Origin of the sequence: Alkaliphilus pronyensis (genome assembly GCF_009017275.1) — a bacterium.
Lineage (GTDB): Bacteria > Bacillota > Clostridia > Peptostreptococcales > Natronincolaceae > Alkaliphilus_C > Alkaliphilus_C pronyensis.
This window is the reverse complement of record NZ_WBZC01000016.1, coordinates 23794-40139: the sequence shown is the minus strand read 5'-3', so window position 1 is coordinate 40139 and position 16346 is coordinate 23794. Positions and strand designations below refer to the sequence as shown.

18 protein-coding genes are annotated in these 16346 nt (G+C 33.9%); all 18 read left to right on the top strand.

Features of this window, described 5'->3' with window-relative positions:
- Positions 1-206: 206 nt before the first annotated feature.
- Positions 207-413: a hypothetical protein gene (locus F8154_RS05845; RefSeq protein ID WP_151860673.1), complete on the top strand. Its 207-nt coding sequence runs from the start codon at positions 207-209 to the stop codon at positions 411-413.
- A 54-nt stretch (positions 414-467) separates the two neighbouring features.
- Complete coding sequence (locus tag F8154_RS05840; RefSeq protein WP_151860672.1) at positions 468-758, top strand: hypothetical protein; 291 nt, start codon at positions 468-470, stop codon at positions 756-758.
- Between the two features lie 61 nt (positions 759-819).
- A complete protein-coding gene (locus tag F8154_RS05835) occupies positions 820-1506 on the top strand; it encodes a TFIIB-type zinc finger domain-containing protein (protein WP_151860671.1) in 687 nt (228 codons plus the stop codon).
- A 45-nt stretch (positions 1507-1551) separates the two neighbouring features.
- Positions 1552-1860 carry a hypothetical protein gene (locus F8154_RS05830; protein ID WP_151860670.1) on the top strand — a complete coding sequence of 103 codons (309 nt, stop codon included), beginning with the start codon at positions 1552-1554 and terminating at the stop codon, positions 1858-1860.
- 62 nt (positions 1861-1922) lie between these two features.
- Positions 1923-2621, top strand: coding sequence for a DUF2786 domain-containing protein (locus tag F8154_RS05825; RefSeq protein WP_151860669.1), 699 nt, complete (start codon positions 1923-1925; stop codon positions 2619-2621).
- Between the two features lie 126 nt (positions 2622-2747).
- The gene (locus F8154_RS05820; protein WP_151860668.1) at positions 2748-3893 is read left to right on the top strand and encodes a ParM/StbA family protein; all 1146 of its coding nucleotides are present in this window, start codon (positions 2748-2750) and stop codon (positions 3891-3893) included.
- A 1-nt stretch (position 3894) separates the two neighbouring features.
- Positions 3895-4230: a hypothetical protein gene (locus F8154_RS05815; protein ID WP_151860667.1), complete on the top strand. Its 336-nt coding sequence runs from the start codon at positions 3895-3897 to the stop codon at positions 4228-4230.
- Between the two features lie 252 nt (positions 4231-4482).
- Positions 4483-5325, top strand: coding sequence for a helix-turn-helix domain-containing protein (locus F8154_RS05810; protein WP_151860666.1), 843 nt, complete (start codon positions 4483-4485; stop codon positions 5323-5325).
- A 25-nt stretch (positions 5326-5350) separates the two neighbouring features.
- Complete coding sequence (locus F8154_RS05805) at positions 5351-5599, top strand: hypothetical protein (protein ID WP_151860665.1); 249 nt, start codon at positions 5351-5353, stop codon at positions 5597-5599.
- Positions 5600-5969: 370 nt separating this feature from the next.
- A complete protein-coding gene (locus F8154_RS05800) occupies positions 5970-6293 on the top strand; it encodes a hypothetical protein (RefSeq protein WP_151860664.1) in 324 nt (107 codons plus the stop codon).
- A gap of 1 nt (position 6294) precedes the next feature.
- On the top strand, positions 6295-7110 hold the full coding sequence (locus F8154_RS05795; protein ID WP_151860663.1) for a tyrosine-type recombinase/integrase: 816 nt from the start codon (positions 6295-6297) through the stop codon (positions 7108-7110).
- A 16-nt stretch (positions 7111-7126) separates the two neighbouring features.
- On the top strand, positions 7127-8764 hold the full coding sequence (locus tag F8154_RS05790; RefSeq protein ID WP_151860662.1) for an FtsK/SpoIIIE domain-containing protein: 1638 nt from the start codon (positions 7127-7129) through the stop codon (positions 8762-8764).
- A gap of 18 nt (positions 8765-8782) precedes the next feature.
- Positions 8783-9730: a conjugal transfer protein gene (locus F8154_RS05785; RefSeq protein WP_192930176.1), complete on the top strand. Its 948-nt coding sequence runs from the start codon at positions 8783-8785 to the stop codon at positions 9728-9730.
- 1 nt (position 9731) lies between these two features.
- Positions 9732-10055 (top strand): hypothetical protein, encoded by a 324-nt coding sequence (locus F8154_RS05780; protein ID WP_151860660.1) that lies wholly within the window; start codon positions 9732-9734, stop codon positions 10053-10055.
- A 13-nt stretch (positions 10056-10068) separates the two neighbouring features.
- Positions 10069-10566, top strand: coding sequence for a TcpE family conjugal transfer membrane protein (locus F8154_RS05775; RefSeq protein WP_151860659.1), 498 nt, complete (start codon positions 10069-10071; stop codon positions 10564-10566).
- Positions 10559-13144, top strand: a complete 2586-nt coding sequence (locus tag F8154_RS05770) for an ATP-binding protein (protein ID WP_151860658.1) — start codon at positions 10559-10561, stop codon at positions 13142-13144. The genes F8154_RS05775 and F8154_RS05770 overlap by 8 nt, the downstream gene beginning before the upstream one ends.
- Positions 13128-15269, top strand: a complete 2142-nt coding sequence (locus F8154_RS05765; RefSeq protein WP_151860657.1) for a CD3337/EF1877 family mobilome membrane protein — start codon at positions 13128-13130, stop codon at positions 15267-15269. The genes F8154_RS05770 and F8154_RS05765 overlap by 17 nt, the downstream gene beginning before the upstream one ends.
- Positions 15266-16336 carry a M23 family metallopeptidase gene (locus tag F8154_RS05760; protein ID WP_151860656.1) on the top strand — a complete coding sequence of 357 codons (1071 nt, stop codon included), beginning with the start codon at positions 15266-15268 and terminating at the stop codon, positions 16334-16336. Before F8154_RS05765 ends, F8154_RS05760 begins: the two co-directional genes overlap by 4 nt.
- Positions 16337-16346: the final 10 nt, after the last annotated feature.

Below are 16346 nucleotides of genomic sequence, written 5' to 3'. Positions count from 1 at the left end.
CCTATTGGAACATACCCTGGGGGAAGTGTCAACAGGAATACATTTTAATAACTACCTGCCAACCATTAGAAAAGCTTAGAGATAGGCTTTTTTGTTTTGCAAAAACAATTATATGAAAATGTTATTGGACTTGTTATGCAGAACTGAAAAAAGATATAAGTAGCATTACATTATCAGCAAGTGTTAAAAAAGGAGGGTTTTGTTTTATGAAAATTCAAGGTTTATCAAAATTAACTGAGGAACAAAAACGACATATGTTTAATGTGCATAAGAATCATGTTGCCTGCAATGGTTATGAAAGAAAGATGAATATGAAAATTGTAAAAGTATGGATAGATAAAAACAATACTATTTGTGTTCGACTAGCCAATGGAGAATGGTATCATTATTATTCGAATGGCACATGGGGTTGATTGGGGCTTTTAATATAAGGCGACATAATAAGTCGCAGAAAGAAGGGGAAATTTATGAATGAATTGTTAAATGAAGCTAAAGAATTATTGGAAGAAGCTAGAGAAGAAATACAAAACTGTTATGGTAGAGATATTCAATTAACAGATAGAATATTAACATTTCTTATAAGATTTGACAGCCTTAAAGAATTAGTAAATCTAGCGAATGAAACTAAAAAAAACAATAGGTGTGCTAATGCTGAAAAGTTAGATAATGGGAAATGTAGAGGTTATCAAAGGTCATATTCTGATGATGAACCTAGTGATATTTGCAAAGAATGTGAGCATATGGTCTTTAATGAATAATGCCACATTACAAGGATTAATATTTATACGCAATATCAAAAATCGAAAGGGGAATAAAAAAATGAGTTTAGAAATCTACGATATTATTTGTGGGCAATGCAATGAAGGTAAATTTTTTCAAGTCGAAGGAAAGAAAATTTGTAAAGTTTGTGGGCATGAAATGACAAAAGAGGAAATAGCGGGGATTTTATCAACAGTTTTCAAGGAAAATAGAAAATGGTGCTATGGCTTAAATGAAAAAGGGAAATTTTGTGATTCGTTAGATGAAAAGTGTGAGGCTATTGAAAAAGGTATAGAACTAGCTAAATTAGAGGGAGTAGATTCTTTTTATATTGGAAGAGTAGGAAAGGAATTTGCAGAAGACATTGAAAAGATTGAAAAAGATTGGACATATGAATATTGTAACAGAGATATCTGGACAACAGGAATATGGTTTTTTACAAAAGAAGAAGCAATTAGAGCTGGGAAAATAATGGCGAAAAATGAGGGTGTAGTTACGTTTGAAGTTGGACAAAAATTAGAAATCTCAATGCCTGGAATAGATACAGATTGGTTGCTAGAACGAATTTCAGAAAGTGTATATGACGAAGTAGGAGAAGCTGCCGAAACTTATTTGGAAGATGTGAAGAAAGAGCATCGTGATGAACTAGAAGAAAAATTGAATGAAGTGTTATTTGATTGGGCTAAAAAATACGGATATCAACCTACTTGCTGGAAAGTGGTAAATATAGAAACTATGACACTGTAACGCATCACAAGGATTTAATATTAGGCGAAGGAGAGATAAATTAAAATGTATCACAAAATTGTAAAAAAGTTTGAAAAGTTAGATTTTAAAAATGCAAATGGAAAACTTGTAGAACATGAATGTTTCAAGGCTTTTAAGCACTTGGCAAAAAAAGAAGAAAGTGAAAGGAACTTATGGGCGAACTGTGAAAATTGCGACTATGATACATCAGAAGAATACGAATTAATGACGATGCCAATCCTTTTGTACGAGTTATCTAAAAGGGGTGGCTACATTGTAAGTGATGAACAGGGAGGTTATTTTTCTCAATGTCCAAAGTGTAAAACTAACAAACTTGTTTTAAATATTGATTAGTTACGCATAACAAGGATTTAGAATTATATGCAACAATATTATTGCGGAAAGTGAGGAAAATAATGAATGCAAAGATAGTTGAGAAAATAAAAAAACTTCTAGCATTGAGCGAGAGTAGTAATGAGTATGAAGCCCAGTTATCCATGCTAAAAGCCCAAGAGCTACTTGTTAGACATAAGTTATCACTTAAAGAAGTGAGAGAGTCAAAAATATATGATAGTAAAATAAAAGAGAAGGTTAGCAAAGTATCATTTACTAAGGCAAAGTGGAAAGCTCAACTTGCTAAATTGATTGCCGATAATTTTGGTTGTTATTGTTACTTTAAAACGAGAAGAACACATACTATAGCATTTTTTGGCAGAGATGAGGATATAGATATATGCAATATTGTATTAGAGTATGCAGTTGATTGTATTGATAGTAAAGTTAAAAGGTTAAGATATATACAGGTAAGAGATGGATATAGCACCAAAGGACTAGAAAATGATTATGCATTGGGTTTCATAAATGGGCTGCAAAAAAAATATGAAGAACAAAAACGTGTTAATCAAGATTGGGGGTTAATACTAGTTAAAGATAGAGAAGTTGTAGAAGCACATAGCCAGATTAACTTCAAAAAAAGAATTAATATAAATACATCTTTTCGAGGATTTTCTGATGTTTACTATGAAGGCTGTGAAGATGGCAAAAAATTTAGTATAGCCGATAAAATTACTGACAGTGATTATGATGAAACGCCATTATTAAAATCAGGTATTTAGCAATTGTATAATAATTATGTGATAAAGTGAATCAAACTTAAACTTATTCTAGCTAAGCAAAACAACAATACAAAGCCAACATTGGGGCTTTTTTTAATACCAAAAACAAAAAAAGGAGGAAAAACAATGCACGAAAAAATTATAGCTGGATGGGATCCAGGGAGGCTAAACAATAAACTCTACCTGGAGGATAGAAAAATAATCAACATGAATGCAATTTGTAGTGGATATGAAAGGAGGACATTGGAGGAGGAAACAGGTGACTTAATAAACTTTTTAGATGTAGATATTTACAGAAATGAAGAGTTTCTTGGAAGATACTTTGTAGGTAGCATGGCATATCGGTTTAACAGAGGAGACTTGAGATGGTCAACTAATGGAATACCTAAGTTTCAAGATGTTGAAACAGGTAATGATGAAATAGTAAAGCTGGTGACCCACCTTGCATATGCAAATTATAAACCAAAGGAGCAAATTGTTGCCTACTACAGATTAGGTACAGGAGTGCCGACAGAGGAGTACTTTGAACAACCTCAGTTATTAAACTCATTTACTCAGGTATTAAAACATGAGTATAAGGTTGTATTTAAACATCCTTTATTCAGAGATGCAGTTGTAAAGGTTAAAATACCAGATGTTCATTTTAAACCCGAGGGAACAGCTTCAGTAGTATCTATGTGCTATACAGATGATCTTAAGCCCAATAACGATGTTAAAAGACACTTAGAAAAAGGCTGTATTATTGGATTAAACATTGGTTCATCTACTTCAGATGTCGCATTTATGAATTCAAAAATGCAGTTTGAATCCTACGGCTTTTTCGGGCTACCAGTGGGGAGTAGTAACCCATTAAATGAGATTAGATCAAAACTATATAAAGAATATGGCTACGATGTAACAAAGGTAAAGCTTGATTATTTAATTAGAAATTATCCTAAAGTTAAATACAAGGGAAAAACAATTAATCTTGAAGAAATACAAAAGCAACCATTTGCAAACATGGTTTCATTACTTAAAACTAAATTCTTTGATAAGGTTGAAATGAAAGGTATGGATATAGGTGAAGCAGGAGCTTTATTTATATCAGGAGGCACCTCAATAATGACAGAAAGAGAACTACATAATTTCATACCAGGAGTGCCAACAATAATGTCTTCAGACCCATTATTTGAAGATGCTAGAGGATATTTCTTAGAAGCTAAGTTTAACGCAGTAAAGGAGAAAGAAACTCAAAAACAGATATTTAGTAATGAAGAGATTGAGGTAGAATGACATGAAGAAGAAAGTAGGAAGAAAAAAGCTAACACCAGGTATGACAACAAGCTATAAGACACCTGTTATAAAAGGAGATAATAGCTTCTATGACTGGTTAAACAGCTACGAAAAGTATGGTTATAAAAGCATTAATCAACTAATTACTGAAGCATTGAAACTAAAATATATGATGGATAACTTAAAAATGGAATTATCATTTGATAATGTCAATGTAAAAAAGAAACCTATACAACATGTTGATAATAAAGAGATTAAAGAAGTAGAAATGATAGATATAAGTGATATAGATGATTTTGATGTTTTAGAAAATACCTTCGCATCAGTTAAAAGGTAGTACTAAGCAAATATTTAAATTTCAACTTTTTATTATATTATTAGCACTATTAGTAATACCTATTTTTATTTTATTCGATTTAGTAATACCTTTTTAATGTAATATGTCTTTAAATATAGCAACATTTAATAAAAAGGTAACACCAATATAATTAAGCTATTTCAATAAACATAAAAAGAATAACTTCACATATGGTAACACATATCTATAAGAGTATTACCTTTTATCTTCTGCTAGAGAGGGGGATTTAACTTGAGTGATTTAATTCAAGATCAGCGAGATAATGGACAGTTGAGGGATGGAAGATACAAAGGTTGGTTTGATACAGAAAATGACCTGATTGACAGAGAGGATTTAGATATATACGAGAAAATGGCTTATCAGGTAATCTCAAGACATACCAATAAAGAAGATCAAGCCTTTCCCAGCTATAAAACCATAGCTCAAAAAGGAAGAATGAGTAGGAGAAAGGCCGTTGATGCTATCGACGGATTAATAAGTAAAGGACTATTACTGAAAGAAGCACGTAAGAAGTTAGAATCTAGTAGTAACATGAGTAACTTATACACCATACTATCTGCAAAGGTTAATGATGAAGGTAGTGCACAGCATGCACCACCTAGTGCACCACATGCACCAGGGGTAGTGCACAGTATGCACCACCCTAGTGCACACGGTGCACCCGAAGTTAACTTATTTAACAATACTAATTATAACAATCCTCTTCTTCATAATAATATAAATATAAATCAAAGAGAAGAAGAGGAAAAATTAATAAACAAAAACATACAAGAGATTTTAAACAAAGCACAAGTTTATTTGTATTCAGGTTCTGAAGGAAACTTTTTAACAGAATCTATAGCTCAAATGTACTTGAGTAATGAGTTAAAGGTTGATGGTCTTATAGTCAGTCAATTAAATATCAGAGACAGGTTAGAGCAAATATCAATAGAAGCTGTGGATATGGCTTATTTAAAGTTTAAGAGAATATCAAAGAATACTAAAATAATAAATAGTGTTAAGTATTTTCAAGCACTCTTGTATAATGCAATTCTGGAGGTTGGCATAACTGACAAATGCTGTCATGATCAATAAATAGATTAATTAAGGAGTTGATATAGTGAGTATTGTTTTTCCAATAGAAAAAATACCAACTAGGCCCAACTTACATAAGAATAGAAAAATTAAAAGAGATGCTGTATGGATTAATAATAGATTTGTATGCCCCCTTTGTTTTAAATCAGATTATAGAATAATTAAAGCTCTTGTTGATAAACTTGATTATAACCCCATAAAGTATATAGCAAAATGTAATGAATGCGGTATTAAATTACAGTATAATAAGCCTGTTCCAGTAGTGGATAATTGACTAACATTTTAGTAATTAATGGTATTTTTACACCTGTAACATTCTCAAAATACACTATATCTTAAAGTTACACCTATTTTTCCTTTGATTTCATAGGTATTGATAATGGTTTGTTACTAGATTAGGAATAGAAAGTGGTATAGTTTATATCCTGTAACATGTGTGGGTTGTTTTTATTTGGGCTTGAGGGCTTTGGAGTATGTGTTTTTTTGTTTTTATTTTTTTCCTGTAACATCTTTCTTTAGTTGTGGGGTGAGGAGAACATCGTTAAACGTCGTCAAGCGTCGTTTTAAACTTCCGATTTTTTGCTCAAAAAATCGGCTGACTAAATCACAGGTTGACACGAGAGGGAGGAGAGGAGGGGAGTATTTTGAAGAAGTTAATAGTATTCGTTAATGTTGTAGAGCAGTTAATCAATAAGCAGCTCCCTGGTAGTGGTAAGCTATACATAGAAACCAAGAGCAATAACTATATAAATTTTAGACCTAAAGATTTCAGATTAAAGCTTCAAAGTGTATCTGGAGAAAAGGATATTAATAAATATTTAGCTGTTTACAAAAAACTAGCTTTGATAATAACTGAAAAAGAAACCTTTACCAGTGTGCAAAGACACAAAAACAAAGTTTTAAGGGTCATTACAGTAGATAAAACAAAATACGAAGCTTTAAAGGAATTAGTAAAAGAAGGTGGTTAGTTTGAATTTAGATATAGACAAGTTTAAGAAAAAAATAGATAAGCTAGTAGCAAACGGTTCGATAACATCTCAAACTGCATCAACTTACTATTACTGCACAAGGAGGTTAGCAGAAGAGTTAAAAAATAATACTGTTGATGCAAGTGCAATAGAAAAAGCAATCAATAGTAAAGCTGGTACTCGTCAAGAAATGATGAAATATGTATCAGCAATTAGAAAATACGAGGATGAGGTGTTGAATAAATCCAAATCTTTACTCTTTGGAGAACCAGAGATCAAACTGTTTCAAAACTATAATGCAGCATCAAGTAATAGCAAAGGTAAGATACTTAAACATTCAAGTGATACAGTTGAAAGGAAAATTAATGGATTACGTAATGAAAAACTAAAATATGCCTTAAGGCTACAGCTAAAGAGTGGACTAAGGATAAAAGAGATAGCAGATGTAAAAAAAGAGGATATTTCCTTTGATGGAGACAAAACAATTATTCATGTACAGCAGGGAAAAGGGAACAAAAAGAGAATAGTTGAGACTATTGAAGATAAATACTTAGTTGATAAATTAAAGGGATGGGCCAGTAAGCACGAAGATGGAGAAAAGCTGTTTTACTCTAGAAATTATTTAAGAAAAAAAGCAACTGAATTAGGTATTCCAACCCATGATCTAAGAAGAATAAATGCACAGAAAAGGTTTCAAAAAGAATTAGATACTGGAAAAGATAGAGCAGAAGCTAAAGCTACAGTTAAAAAGCAATTAGGTCATGAAAAGATAAAAACAACTAACATTTATCTGCGTTATCGTCATAAAAAAGCATAGATAAGGAGGTTTAATAATGGCTGGCAGAAGTGAAGAAGAAATTGTTGGAATGTATATATACAATTTTTTTCGTGGAATATTCAACGTCATCAAAACTATCTTCTATGGAATTAAGAAGCTACCTGAAGATAAAAAAAATTACTATAAGCTGTTGATATGGATAGCCTTTGGTGTAGGGCTTTTTTTATTGCGTGAAAAAATTTGGAGCTACATTCCACAGGATAATAAAAGGCTTATGATTTTAAGATATGGAGTATATGCCACACCCTTAATTCCTCTATTTTATCTGTATATTAAGGGTAGCGACCATATGAAATTCATTTCAGACTTTGATGAAAAATTTGATGAGATTGGGCTTTTTACAAAGGGTAAGAAAAAAGATATTAATGGGAACATGGTTGAAAAAAAGATATACCCCAAGTACTTAAGTGAAGAAAAGGAGGGGGATATAACTACCTTTTCCTTTTATAGCAATATACCCCTTGAAGAGTGGAGATTTAAGGAGAAGAAGATAGAAAATATGCTGGATTGCAATATTTTAAAAATTGAAAATGCCTTAACCACCAAAAAAATTGTTAAGGTTAAAACTGTCCCAGCTTCAAAAATAATACCAATCTACATTGATTGGAAGGATGAATATCTTTCAAGCAAAGACTTTGAGATTATTGTTGGAGAAAATATGCTGGAGCAGGTTAAGTTCAACTTAAACAGCACACCTCATGTTTTGGTTGCAGGAGAAACAGGATCAGGTAAATCTGTAATTCTAAGAATGATATTAAGGCAGGCAGTGTTGAAGGCAGCTAAAATATTCATGATTGATTTTAAGGGTGGAGTTGAATTTGGAATTAGATATGAGAGATATGGCGAAGTAATAACTGAAAGGCAGAGGGCATTGCATGTACTAAAAGAGCTTGTTTCTGAAAATGAGGCAAGACTCAAGCTTTTTAGGAGCCTTGATGTCAAAAACCTAGGTGAATACAATAATATAGCTGAGGATAAAGGCCTTAAAAAATTATGTAGAATTATGGTTTTCTGCGATGAAGTTGCTGAAATGATGGATAAGTCAGGCTTGGGGAGAAATGCAAAACAGATATTTGAGGAAATTGAAAAGGAAATTTCAACTCTGGCTAGATTATCAAGGGCCACTGGCATAAATTTAATTTTAGGAATGCAAAGACCAGATGCTAAGGTTCTTCCAGGACAAATAAAAAACAATATTCCTGTTAGGATAAGTGGTAGGTTTTCTGATAAGCCAGCTTCCGAAATTGTACTAAGCAATAGCAAAGCTACAGAGCTACCTGAGACTAAGGGCAGATTTATGTTTAAGGTGGGGGCTGATACACTAGAGTTTCAAGCATATAACTTTAATGATTCTGTAATGCTCTCTGATGTAGAGGTAGCAAAGGGAGGGATGTTGACTCAAAATTTAGATGATGAATGGGAAATAGGGGGTGAAGAAGATAACTCAAATTTAGACAATCCTTATCCAGAAGGCCCCGTATACGAAGAGGATTTTGCTGATGAGGAGGATTTTGAGTATGAAGGCTTTGAAGAAGAGGACAACACTGATTATGAGGATGAAGATGAAGATTTTGAACCAGTTGAGGATGAAATAATACTTGAAGATGTAGAAGAGGACTACACTGGATTCTAAATGAAAGGAGGTGAGGAATTGAAGCTACAAACCATAAAGGGTAAAAACAAACCCTTTAAAATCAAAACTACATGGTTACTTAAAACTGCAAGAGTCATATTATGGACTCTTATTATTTTCCTCGTTTTTAGAGGAATAGGTACTATGTTTAATTCAAGTGAAGCAGGAGAAGCCCAAAGAGTTGTCAATACATTTGTTGAAGAAAGAAGCTATAGAGATAGAGTAGAACTTGAAGCATCAGCATTTGCAGAGAGCTTTTCCCTAGATTACTTTACCTACGAAAGGGGAGATGATTATCAAGAGAGACTAAAGGACTATATGCCTTCTCAAATGTCAGTTCAAAACCCTGGACATGGCTCTATAAAAGCATTAAGTGCCATAAGCTATGGTGTTGAATGGTATAGTGAAAATCAATTAAACGTTAAGGTAGAGGTTAAGGTTAGGTATAGAATTACCTCAAATGATGAAGGCGATAGCATCACTGAAATAGAGGATAATATTTTCATTGCTGTTCCAATAATGGAGAAGGAGGGAAGATATATCGTTGAAGATAATCCTGTAATAACATCAAGGCCCCAAAAAGCAGATGCAGGAATCAGCTTTTATACAGACAGTGGAGTAGACTCAGCAGTCAACAATGAGATAAGCCAAGTACTGGAGAGCTTCTTTAACACCTACTATAGTGGTAGTGCTGGTGAAATAAGCTACTACATCTATGACAATAGTAAAATACAGGGCTTAAATAACAGATTCAAGTTAAAAAGATTAGATAGCGTTAGAGCCTTTGAAGGAGAATCCAGTAATGAGTACTTTGTTATTGTTGAGCTCTCTATAGAAGATGCAATTTCAGGGCTAAATTATAAACAGGGTTATCATCTTAACTTAATTAAAGAGAATCAAAGGTATTATGTTAAAAATTTTAATATAAGAACAGTAAACTTAAACATTCAAAAGGAGGAAGATTAAAGTGAAGAATATAGCAAACTATAATAAGCTAATTAGAACATCTGTGGTGCTAATGACAGCACTCATGATTATTAACATGGGAGGCATCTTTGTCTATGCTGATCCAGGCTGGGGTAAAAATGCCTTTGACTTTGTAAAGGAAATAGCTTGGTGGGCAGCATTAACTGCAATAGTAGTTTTCGTTGTGAAATTTATAGCTAAAAGAGCATGGGTACAGCTTGGAGGCTTCTTACTGCTTAGTGGAATAGTTTTAGTTATTATTGACGGGCCAGAAAGATTAAAAAACATAGCCCTTACTGTATGGACCTTCATATTCGGTGCTTAGGCTGTGATAAGTTATGAGTGAAAGAAAAGAAGTTATTTTAAGGACATATAAGAATGTGTGGAAGTTTGAAAGAGAGGTTTATTCAGTAGAGGGTATAAAGCTTTTGATACCAGTAAAGCCCAATGAAGTACTTTACTTTATTGTCAGCGTAATAATAACATTTTTGCTGGTTAAGTTTATTCCCTTTATGAATAGAATCCCTTTTTTCCTTAGAGCTATAGCTATACCCTATGGAATAATGAAGTTTCTAACTAAGCAAAAGCTTGACGGTAAACTTCCCCATAAATTTTTTATAGATTTTATTATATATAAGCTATCTCCAAAAAAATATGAAAAGTTCAGACCAGTAGAGGAGTTAAGAAATAATATAAAGCTTACTACAACTACTGCCTTTAGGATTACAGCTTTCTTTAATAAAACTGATGAAATATTAAGAAAAAATATAAAGAGCAATAAGACTAAATGTAAATCTAAATTAAAGCTATTTGGAAGGAGGGGTGTAAATGTATGAGTTTCCCATTAAATACTTTGCAGATAACTTAATATTTAACCACAGAAAAAATGAGTGCTGGGCATATTTCAAGCTTGAGGGTATGAACTATGATTTTCTTAAGGAGGAAAGTAAGATTCAAGCATTAAACACCCTAGCAATATTTTTAGCTAACATAGGGCAAGAGGCAAAGATTCATATTATACCTATAGCTCAAGACATAGATGCACATTTTGATGGTATTATTAATGAGCTTGATAAAACCGATCCCCTATACAATAAAACCTTAGCCCATGCAACTGGTACAAGAGATCATATAAAGGCCAAAATAAAGAGAAAGGGCATGAGTAACGACTATAATATCTATGTTGGAACTAAACTAAATATTAAGGAATATACCCTCCAAAATATAAAGGATGCTTTTATTTATTTAATACAGCATCCTTTAAACATACTAGAAGAAATCATAGGTGCTAAAACAAAGTCCATATTAGATAAAGAAATTCAGTTGTTTCAAGATTTATCAGCAGAGTACTTTAAAAGGCAAAACAAGAGAATTAAGCTAACAAAGATAAGTGAAACAACTACCCAATGGCTAAATAGAAGAATGTTTAGAAGGGGGCTTGGTGAAGTAAAGCTTAAGGATAACTGGTATAAAAGCCTTCAAGGGAAGTTGTGGCTAAAAAGAAACAGAGATAAAAGAAAAAAGAACATTGAAGCAATAGAAAAAACCATGAATCGCCACTGGAGCCCTTATACTGAAAGGACAATTAAAAATGGTGAATATGGAAGATTGATTGATACAGACCAAGCACTTACACTTTCGGAAGGGGTAATTGATGTTTCAGAAGGAAGAACCTTAAAGGTGCATCATGAGGAGGGAATATCAAATCAGGCATTTTTAAGTATATCTCATATTCCAGACGGAATTCTCTTCCCAGGCAGTGAATGGCTTTTAGTACTTCAAGACTTTACTATTCAAACAGAAGTATGCATACACATAGAAACCAATGAGCATAAGGAAAGTATACGCTCGGTAGGGAAACAGAAAAGAGATATACAGGGACAAATTGAACATGTCTCAAACAGTGAAGAAGAGGTTCCAGATGATATATTAGAAGCTAAGGAAAATGCAAATCTCCTTGAGGCAGAGCTTAAGGCCACTAGAGCACCAATAACTAGAGCATCGATAACCATTTGCATTGCAGCAGACACCAAAGAGACCCTTGAGGATAGAGTAGCATTTGTAAAGGAGTTTTATGAAGATCAAAACTTTCTAATAGAAAGATCCTACTCAGACCAGCTAAAGCTTTTTATGGAGTTTATACCAGGCACAGGACGATACGTAACTGATTACATTCAGCCTTTGCCTCCTAGAACTTTGGCAGGTTCAATGTTTGCAGCAACAAGACAACTTGGAGATAATATAGGCCCTTATATAGGAACCACAGGAGCAGTTGAGAAGAGTGTATATTTAGATATGGGTAGAGCATGTCTATTAAATAGATCAGCATCTGCCTTCTTCTTCGGTACACTAGGTGGAGGAAAGTCCTTCAATGCAAATCTAATGGCTTACTTAAATGTTATATATGGTTGTGGTAAAGCATTAATATTTGACCCAAAGGCAGAACGTGCAAAATGGCTTCATCTGTTGCCCGAGCTAAAAGACTATATTAATGTCATTACTCTATCCCCATCAATTGAGGATAAAGGGAAACTTGATCCATATATAGTCTATAAAGGGGATGTTGAAGCAGCTTCAGAGTTAGCAACAAACATTTTGTCTGAAGTATTTAAGCTAAACCCGAATGATGACGAGTATACAGCCGTTCTTGAAGCAGTAAACCAGCTTAAAAAGCTAGAAGGTAGATGTATGATTAAGTTAGCTGAAATACTTGGTGGCTTTCCAGAAAGTGATGAATTGGCAGCACCAGCTAGAAAGCTTGCAAGAAGGATTAGGTTACTTAGAGAAAATGGAATGGCTGGACTGTTATTTGGAGATGGAACAGAAGAGGCTTTGAGCTTCAAAAATAAAATAAACATTTTACAAATACAAAACCTTGCCCTTCCTAAAGCAGATACCAAAAAAGAGGACTTCACACAGGAGGAAGTAATTTCAACGGTGCTAATGCTACCTATTGCTTCATTTGCAAAAAAATATGCAATGTCTGGTGAGCCCTGCTTTAAGTTAGTTTTATTCGACGAATCTTGGGGTTTAAAGGCAACCACTATGGGACTTAAACTTATGGACTTTCTAGCAAGGATGGGAAGAAGCTTATATGGAGGCTGTATTTTCATAGGTCACTCAGTTGATGATCTTGGCGAAGGTGGAATAAAAAATGCCATTAGCTACAAGTTCTGCTTTAGAATGGCAGAGAGGGAGGAAACAATAAAGGCATTAAAGTTCATGAAGCTTGAAGTGACTGATGAAAACATTCAAGAGATAGAAACTTTACAGGATGGAGAGTGCCTATTCCAAGACCTTGATGGCAGAATAGGCAGATTGAAGTTTGATGTTGTATTTGAACATTTACTTGAAGCCTTTAAGACTACTCCAAAGAAAAAGAAAGCAGGTGGGGAGAATGGAGTATCCGCCTAAAGGATATAAGTGTATTTTACTGATTCTACTCATCATTGCTTCCTTTACGAATTTTGCATATGGAAATGACCCAATCGATGGAGCTCTTCCTGATGTAGATGCCTTATTTGATGGCAATAACAGTAGTAAATACTTGACGGTGTACAAAAACAACTATTATTTAGACATGAAGGATATGGGTATGGTGGAATCCACAATGACTTTTGGGGATGAAATTAATGCAGGAGCAAACACGTTATTTAATGCTCAAAAAGGTCTAGCCCACCTCCTTATAACTGTTGTGTATTACTCCTTTGAGATAGATTTATATAAGATATTCTCTGGGATAATTGAAGCGGTTATTGGAGAAATGAAAATAGCACTATTTGACGAGTTAAGCCTGATAGCCATAGTAGTACTGGGTTTCTATTATCTAGTAAAAATAATAGGCGACCAAAAAACCCAAATATGGGTAGCCATCATTCAAACGGTAATTATAACTGCCCTTGCCTTGGCTTTCTTTAATAGTCCTACTGAGCTACTAAAGGGGGTTGACGATATATCAAAGGATTTATCCCGAAGTGTATTGTCAGGCACCTATAAAGCCACCAATCAAGGAAATACTCCTGAATCAGCAGTTATGGCAGCAGCAAATGATATGTGGATGATGTTTGTACATAAGCCCTGGCAGGTGCTACAGTTTGGAGATGTAGATATAGCAGAAAAAGAAGAGGATAAAATACTATCATTACCACCTATGTCAGAGGAAAGACAAGAAATAATCAATACACTGGCAGAGAACGATATACTTTTTACACCAGTATGGGGAGGAAGAAGACTTAGCTTTATAATACTATATTTTATACCAATGCTGGTTATGGGAATAATTATAGGGATTATAGCCCTTTTGATACTTGGATATCAGTTCATTACGATTTTTTATGTAATGATGGGGGTGTTTGTGTTTATAATGGCACTTATACCCTTCATTGGGCCTAAAATAATTACAAGCTGGGGAAGCAAGGTCTTAGCAGCTGGCTTTATCAAAGTAATCATAAGCTTTGTACTGGCAGTTATATTTGCATTAAATTCTGCATTGTTTAATCTGACAGGTGATTATGGCTGGTTTGTTGTGTTGCTCCTTCAAATTCTTATTATGGTTGTTATTGTATGGAAAAGGAAAGACTTCTTTGAGATTATAACCAACATGCGTATGGCTGTGAAACATGGAAACATAAATAAAAACCTTAGGAAGGATGCAAACCTAGAGGCAAGGATTAATAAACATACAGATAAAATAAGATTTAGACGTAGTAAAAGCCATGACAATTATGAGTATGAGCCTTCAACAGCTGAGGATTACAAAATCAATAGAAATAGTAGACCTTCAAATAATAGTGGTACAGAGGATACTAGTTTAAGCTATGGAGCAATAGAGGTTCAACTGGCACAAGAGGGTGACATTACCAACATGAATGACAATTTAAAGGCTTTAGTTAAAAAGGCTGAAGAGCTCCTAGAGAGAAAGTATAATGATGAAAAGGCTGAAGCAGAAGAAAAGGCTGAAAAACATAATAAAGAGCCTGAGTATACACCATTTGTCAAGCGTGTTCAAACAAGAGAAGCATTAGGAACTCCTAGGTTTGATAGAAGAGAAATAGCTGCAGTGGCAAGCTCTATAGATATGGCTCAGCAATCGGGAGGCACTATATATGATGTTTACTCAGCAATGACAAAGGAGGAAGAAAGTGTTAGTAGACCAAAAAATCTTGATAGCATAAGAATAACAACTAATGGAGGTAATATTGACTTGGATAAAGAGGAGGCATATAAAATTCTTAATAATCAAGATGAAAAGGATTATGCCTATGAGTTTAATCAAAGGTATAACAAACAGTATGACAAAGCCTTCTTTGAAGAACTCTTTAAAAAGTATGGAAAGGAAAATGTAAGAATGATGATGGATCGCATGAAGGAGGTTGAGGAGAAGGACCATAAGCTAATCCAGAATCCAGCAGGTTATCTGACCACCAGCCTAAAAAACAATCATAGGGATAAAGTCAATGAAGAAAATATTAATCAAAAAAAACAACATCAAAAGCCCTTATCTAATATGAGGAAAAAGGATAAGGAAATGAAGCTATGAGTATTGTAAAAAGCTACTTAAAACAAAAAATTATAATAGCTATTATAGCCCTGTTAGGTATCCAAATATCAATTATGGGTTGTATGGCTATGCTACTTGGTGGAAATGTGATAGGAAACATAACTCCAACAGCAGATGTAGCCTTCGCAGAGGAGTATAAGCTGGTGGGGCATGCAGCTAAAGTTAATTGGGCAGAAATGCTAATTTACGATACAGTAAGATACGAAAATGACTTTAGTGAAGCCGATCCAAAAGAGACAGTCTATGAGTTCTTTGGATTAGATTTTGAAGAACGAGAAAAAGAAAAGTATTGTGTTAAGGTGGATGAAGAAGGCAAGTGTACTAAGTATGAAACTCGCTGGGTTACAGTTGAAAAAAGAGTAGTTCAAGGAAAAGAAGAAACATTTCAGCTATTAGATGATTTAGGCTATGAGAGTGACCTATCAATATTTGAAATAACCAAGATATTTATTGACTTAAACAAAAAAGATGAATATATTATTAAGTTCTCAGGAGTAGGTCTTGAGGACTTAATGACTAAGTTAACAGCGGACCAAATTGAATGGATATATTTCTTAGTATCAGAGAGTTTTATATTTGAGATGTATGGAGACATATTTGATTTACCAGACCATATTCCAGTTGCTGAAGATGTTAAATTTGCTTGGCCAACTCCAACACTAAATATAGTTACTTCCCCCTACGGCTGGAGAGCAGATCCAATTACAAATGATAGAGCTTTCCACTATGGAATAGATATATCAGGTGAAAATGCTATGGGAGAGCCAATTATTTCAATAGCCGATGGTGAGATATTTCAAGTAAATTATAGTAGTTCAGCAGCTGGATACAATGTAAGAGTTAAACATATTGATAAAGAGGGCTATGAATGGGAGTCAAGATATTGCCATATGTCTCAGATACAGGTTGTTTCAGGTGACAAAGTAAAACAGGGCGATGTAATAGGTGCAGTAGGAAACACAGGAAGAAGTACTGGGCCACATATTCATTTTGAACTAAGGTTCGAGGGTCAACTCGTGGATCCATATCCATATATAAAAAACTAAGCTAGGAGGA

Coding starts and splice junctions, on each gene's coding strand:
- F8154_RS05790 (WP_151860662.1), top strand. CDS start 7,127: ATGGCTGGCAGAAGTGAAGAAGAAATTGTTGGAATGTATATATACAAT.
- F8154_RS05775 (WP_151860659.1), top strand. CDS start 10,069: ATGAGTGAAAGAAAAGAAGTTATTTTAAGGACATATAAGAATGTGTGG.
- F8154_RS05815 (WP_151860667.1), top strand. CDS start 3,895: ATGAAGAAGAAAGTAGGAAGAAAAAAGCTAACACCAGGTATGACAACA.
- F8154_RS05840 (WP_151860672.1), top strand. CDS start 468: ATGAATGAATTGTTAAATGAAGCTAAAGAATTATTGGAAGAAGCTAGA.
- F8154_RS05770 (WP_151860658.1), top strand. CDS start 10,559: ATGTATGAGTTTCCCATTAAATACTTTGCAGATAACTTAATATTTAAC.
- F8154_RS05760 (WP_151860656.1), top strand. CDS start 15,266: ATGAGTATTGTAAAAAGCTACTTAAAACAAAAAATTATAATAGCTATT.
- F8154_RS05825 (WP_151860669.1), top strand. CDS start 1,923: ATGAATGCAAAGATAGTTGAGAAAATAAAAAAACTTCTAGCATTGAGC.
- F8154_RS05835 (WP_151860671.1), top strand. CDS start 820: ATGAGTTTAGAAATCTACGATATTATTTGTGGGCAATGCAATGAAGGT.
- F8154_RS05830 (WP_151860670.1), top strand. CDS start 1,552: ATGTATCACAAAATTGTAAAAAAGTTTGAAAAGTTAGATTTTAAAAAT.
- F8154_RS05765 (WP_151860657.1), top strand. CDS start 13,128: ATGGAGTATCCGCCTAAAGGATATAAGTGTATTTTACTGATTCTACTC.
- F8154_RS05820 (WP_151860668.1), top strand. CDS start 2,748: ATGCACGAAAAAATTATAGCTGGATGGGATCCAGGGAGGCTAAACAAT.
- F8154_RS05845 (WP_151860673.1), top strand. CDS start 207: ATGAAAATTCAAGGTTTATCAAAATTAACTGAGGAACAAAAACGACAT.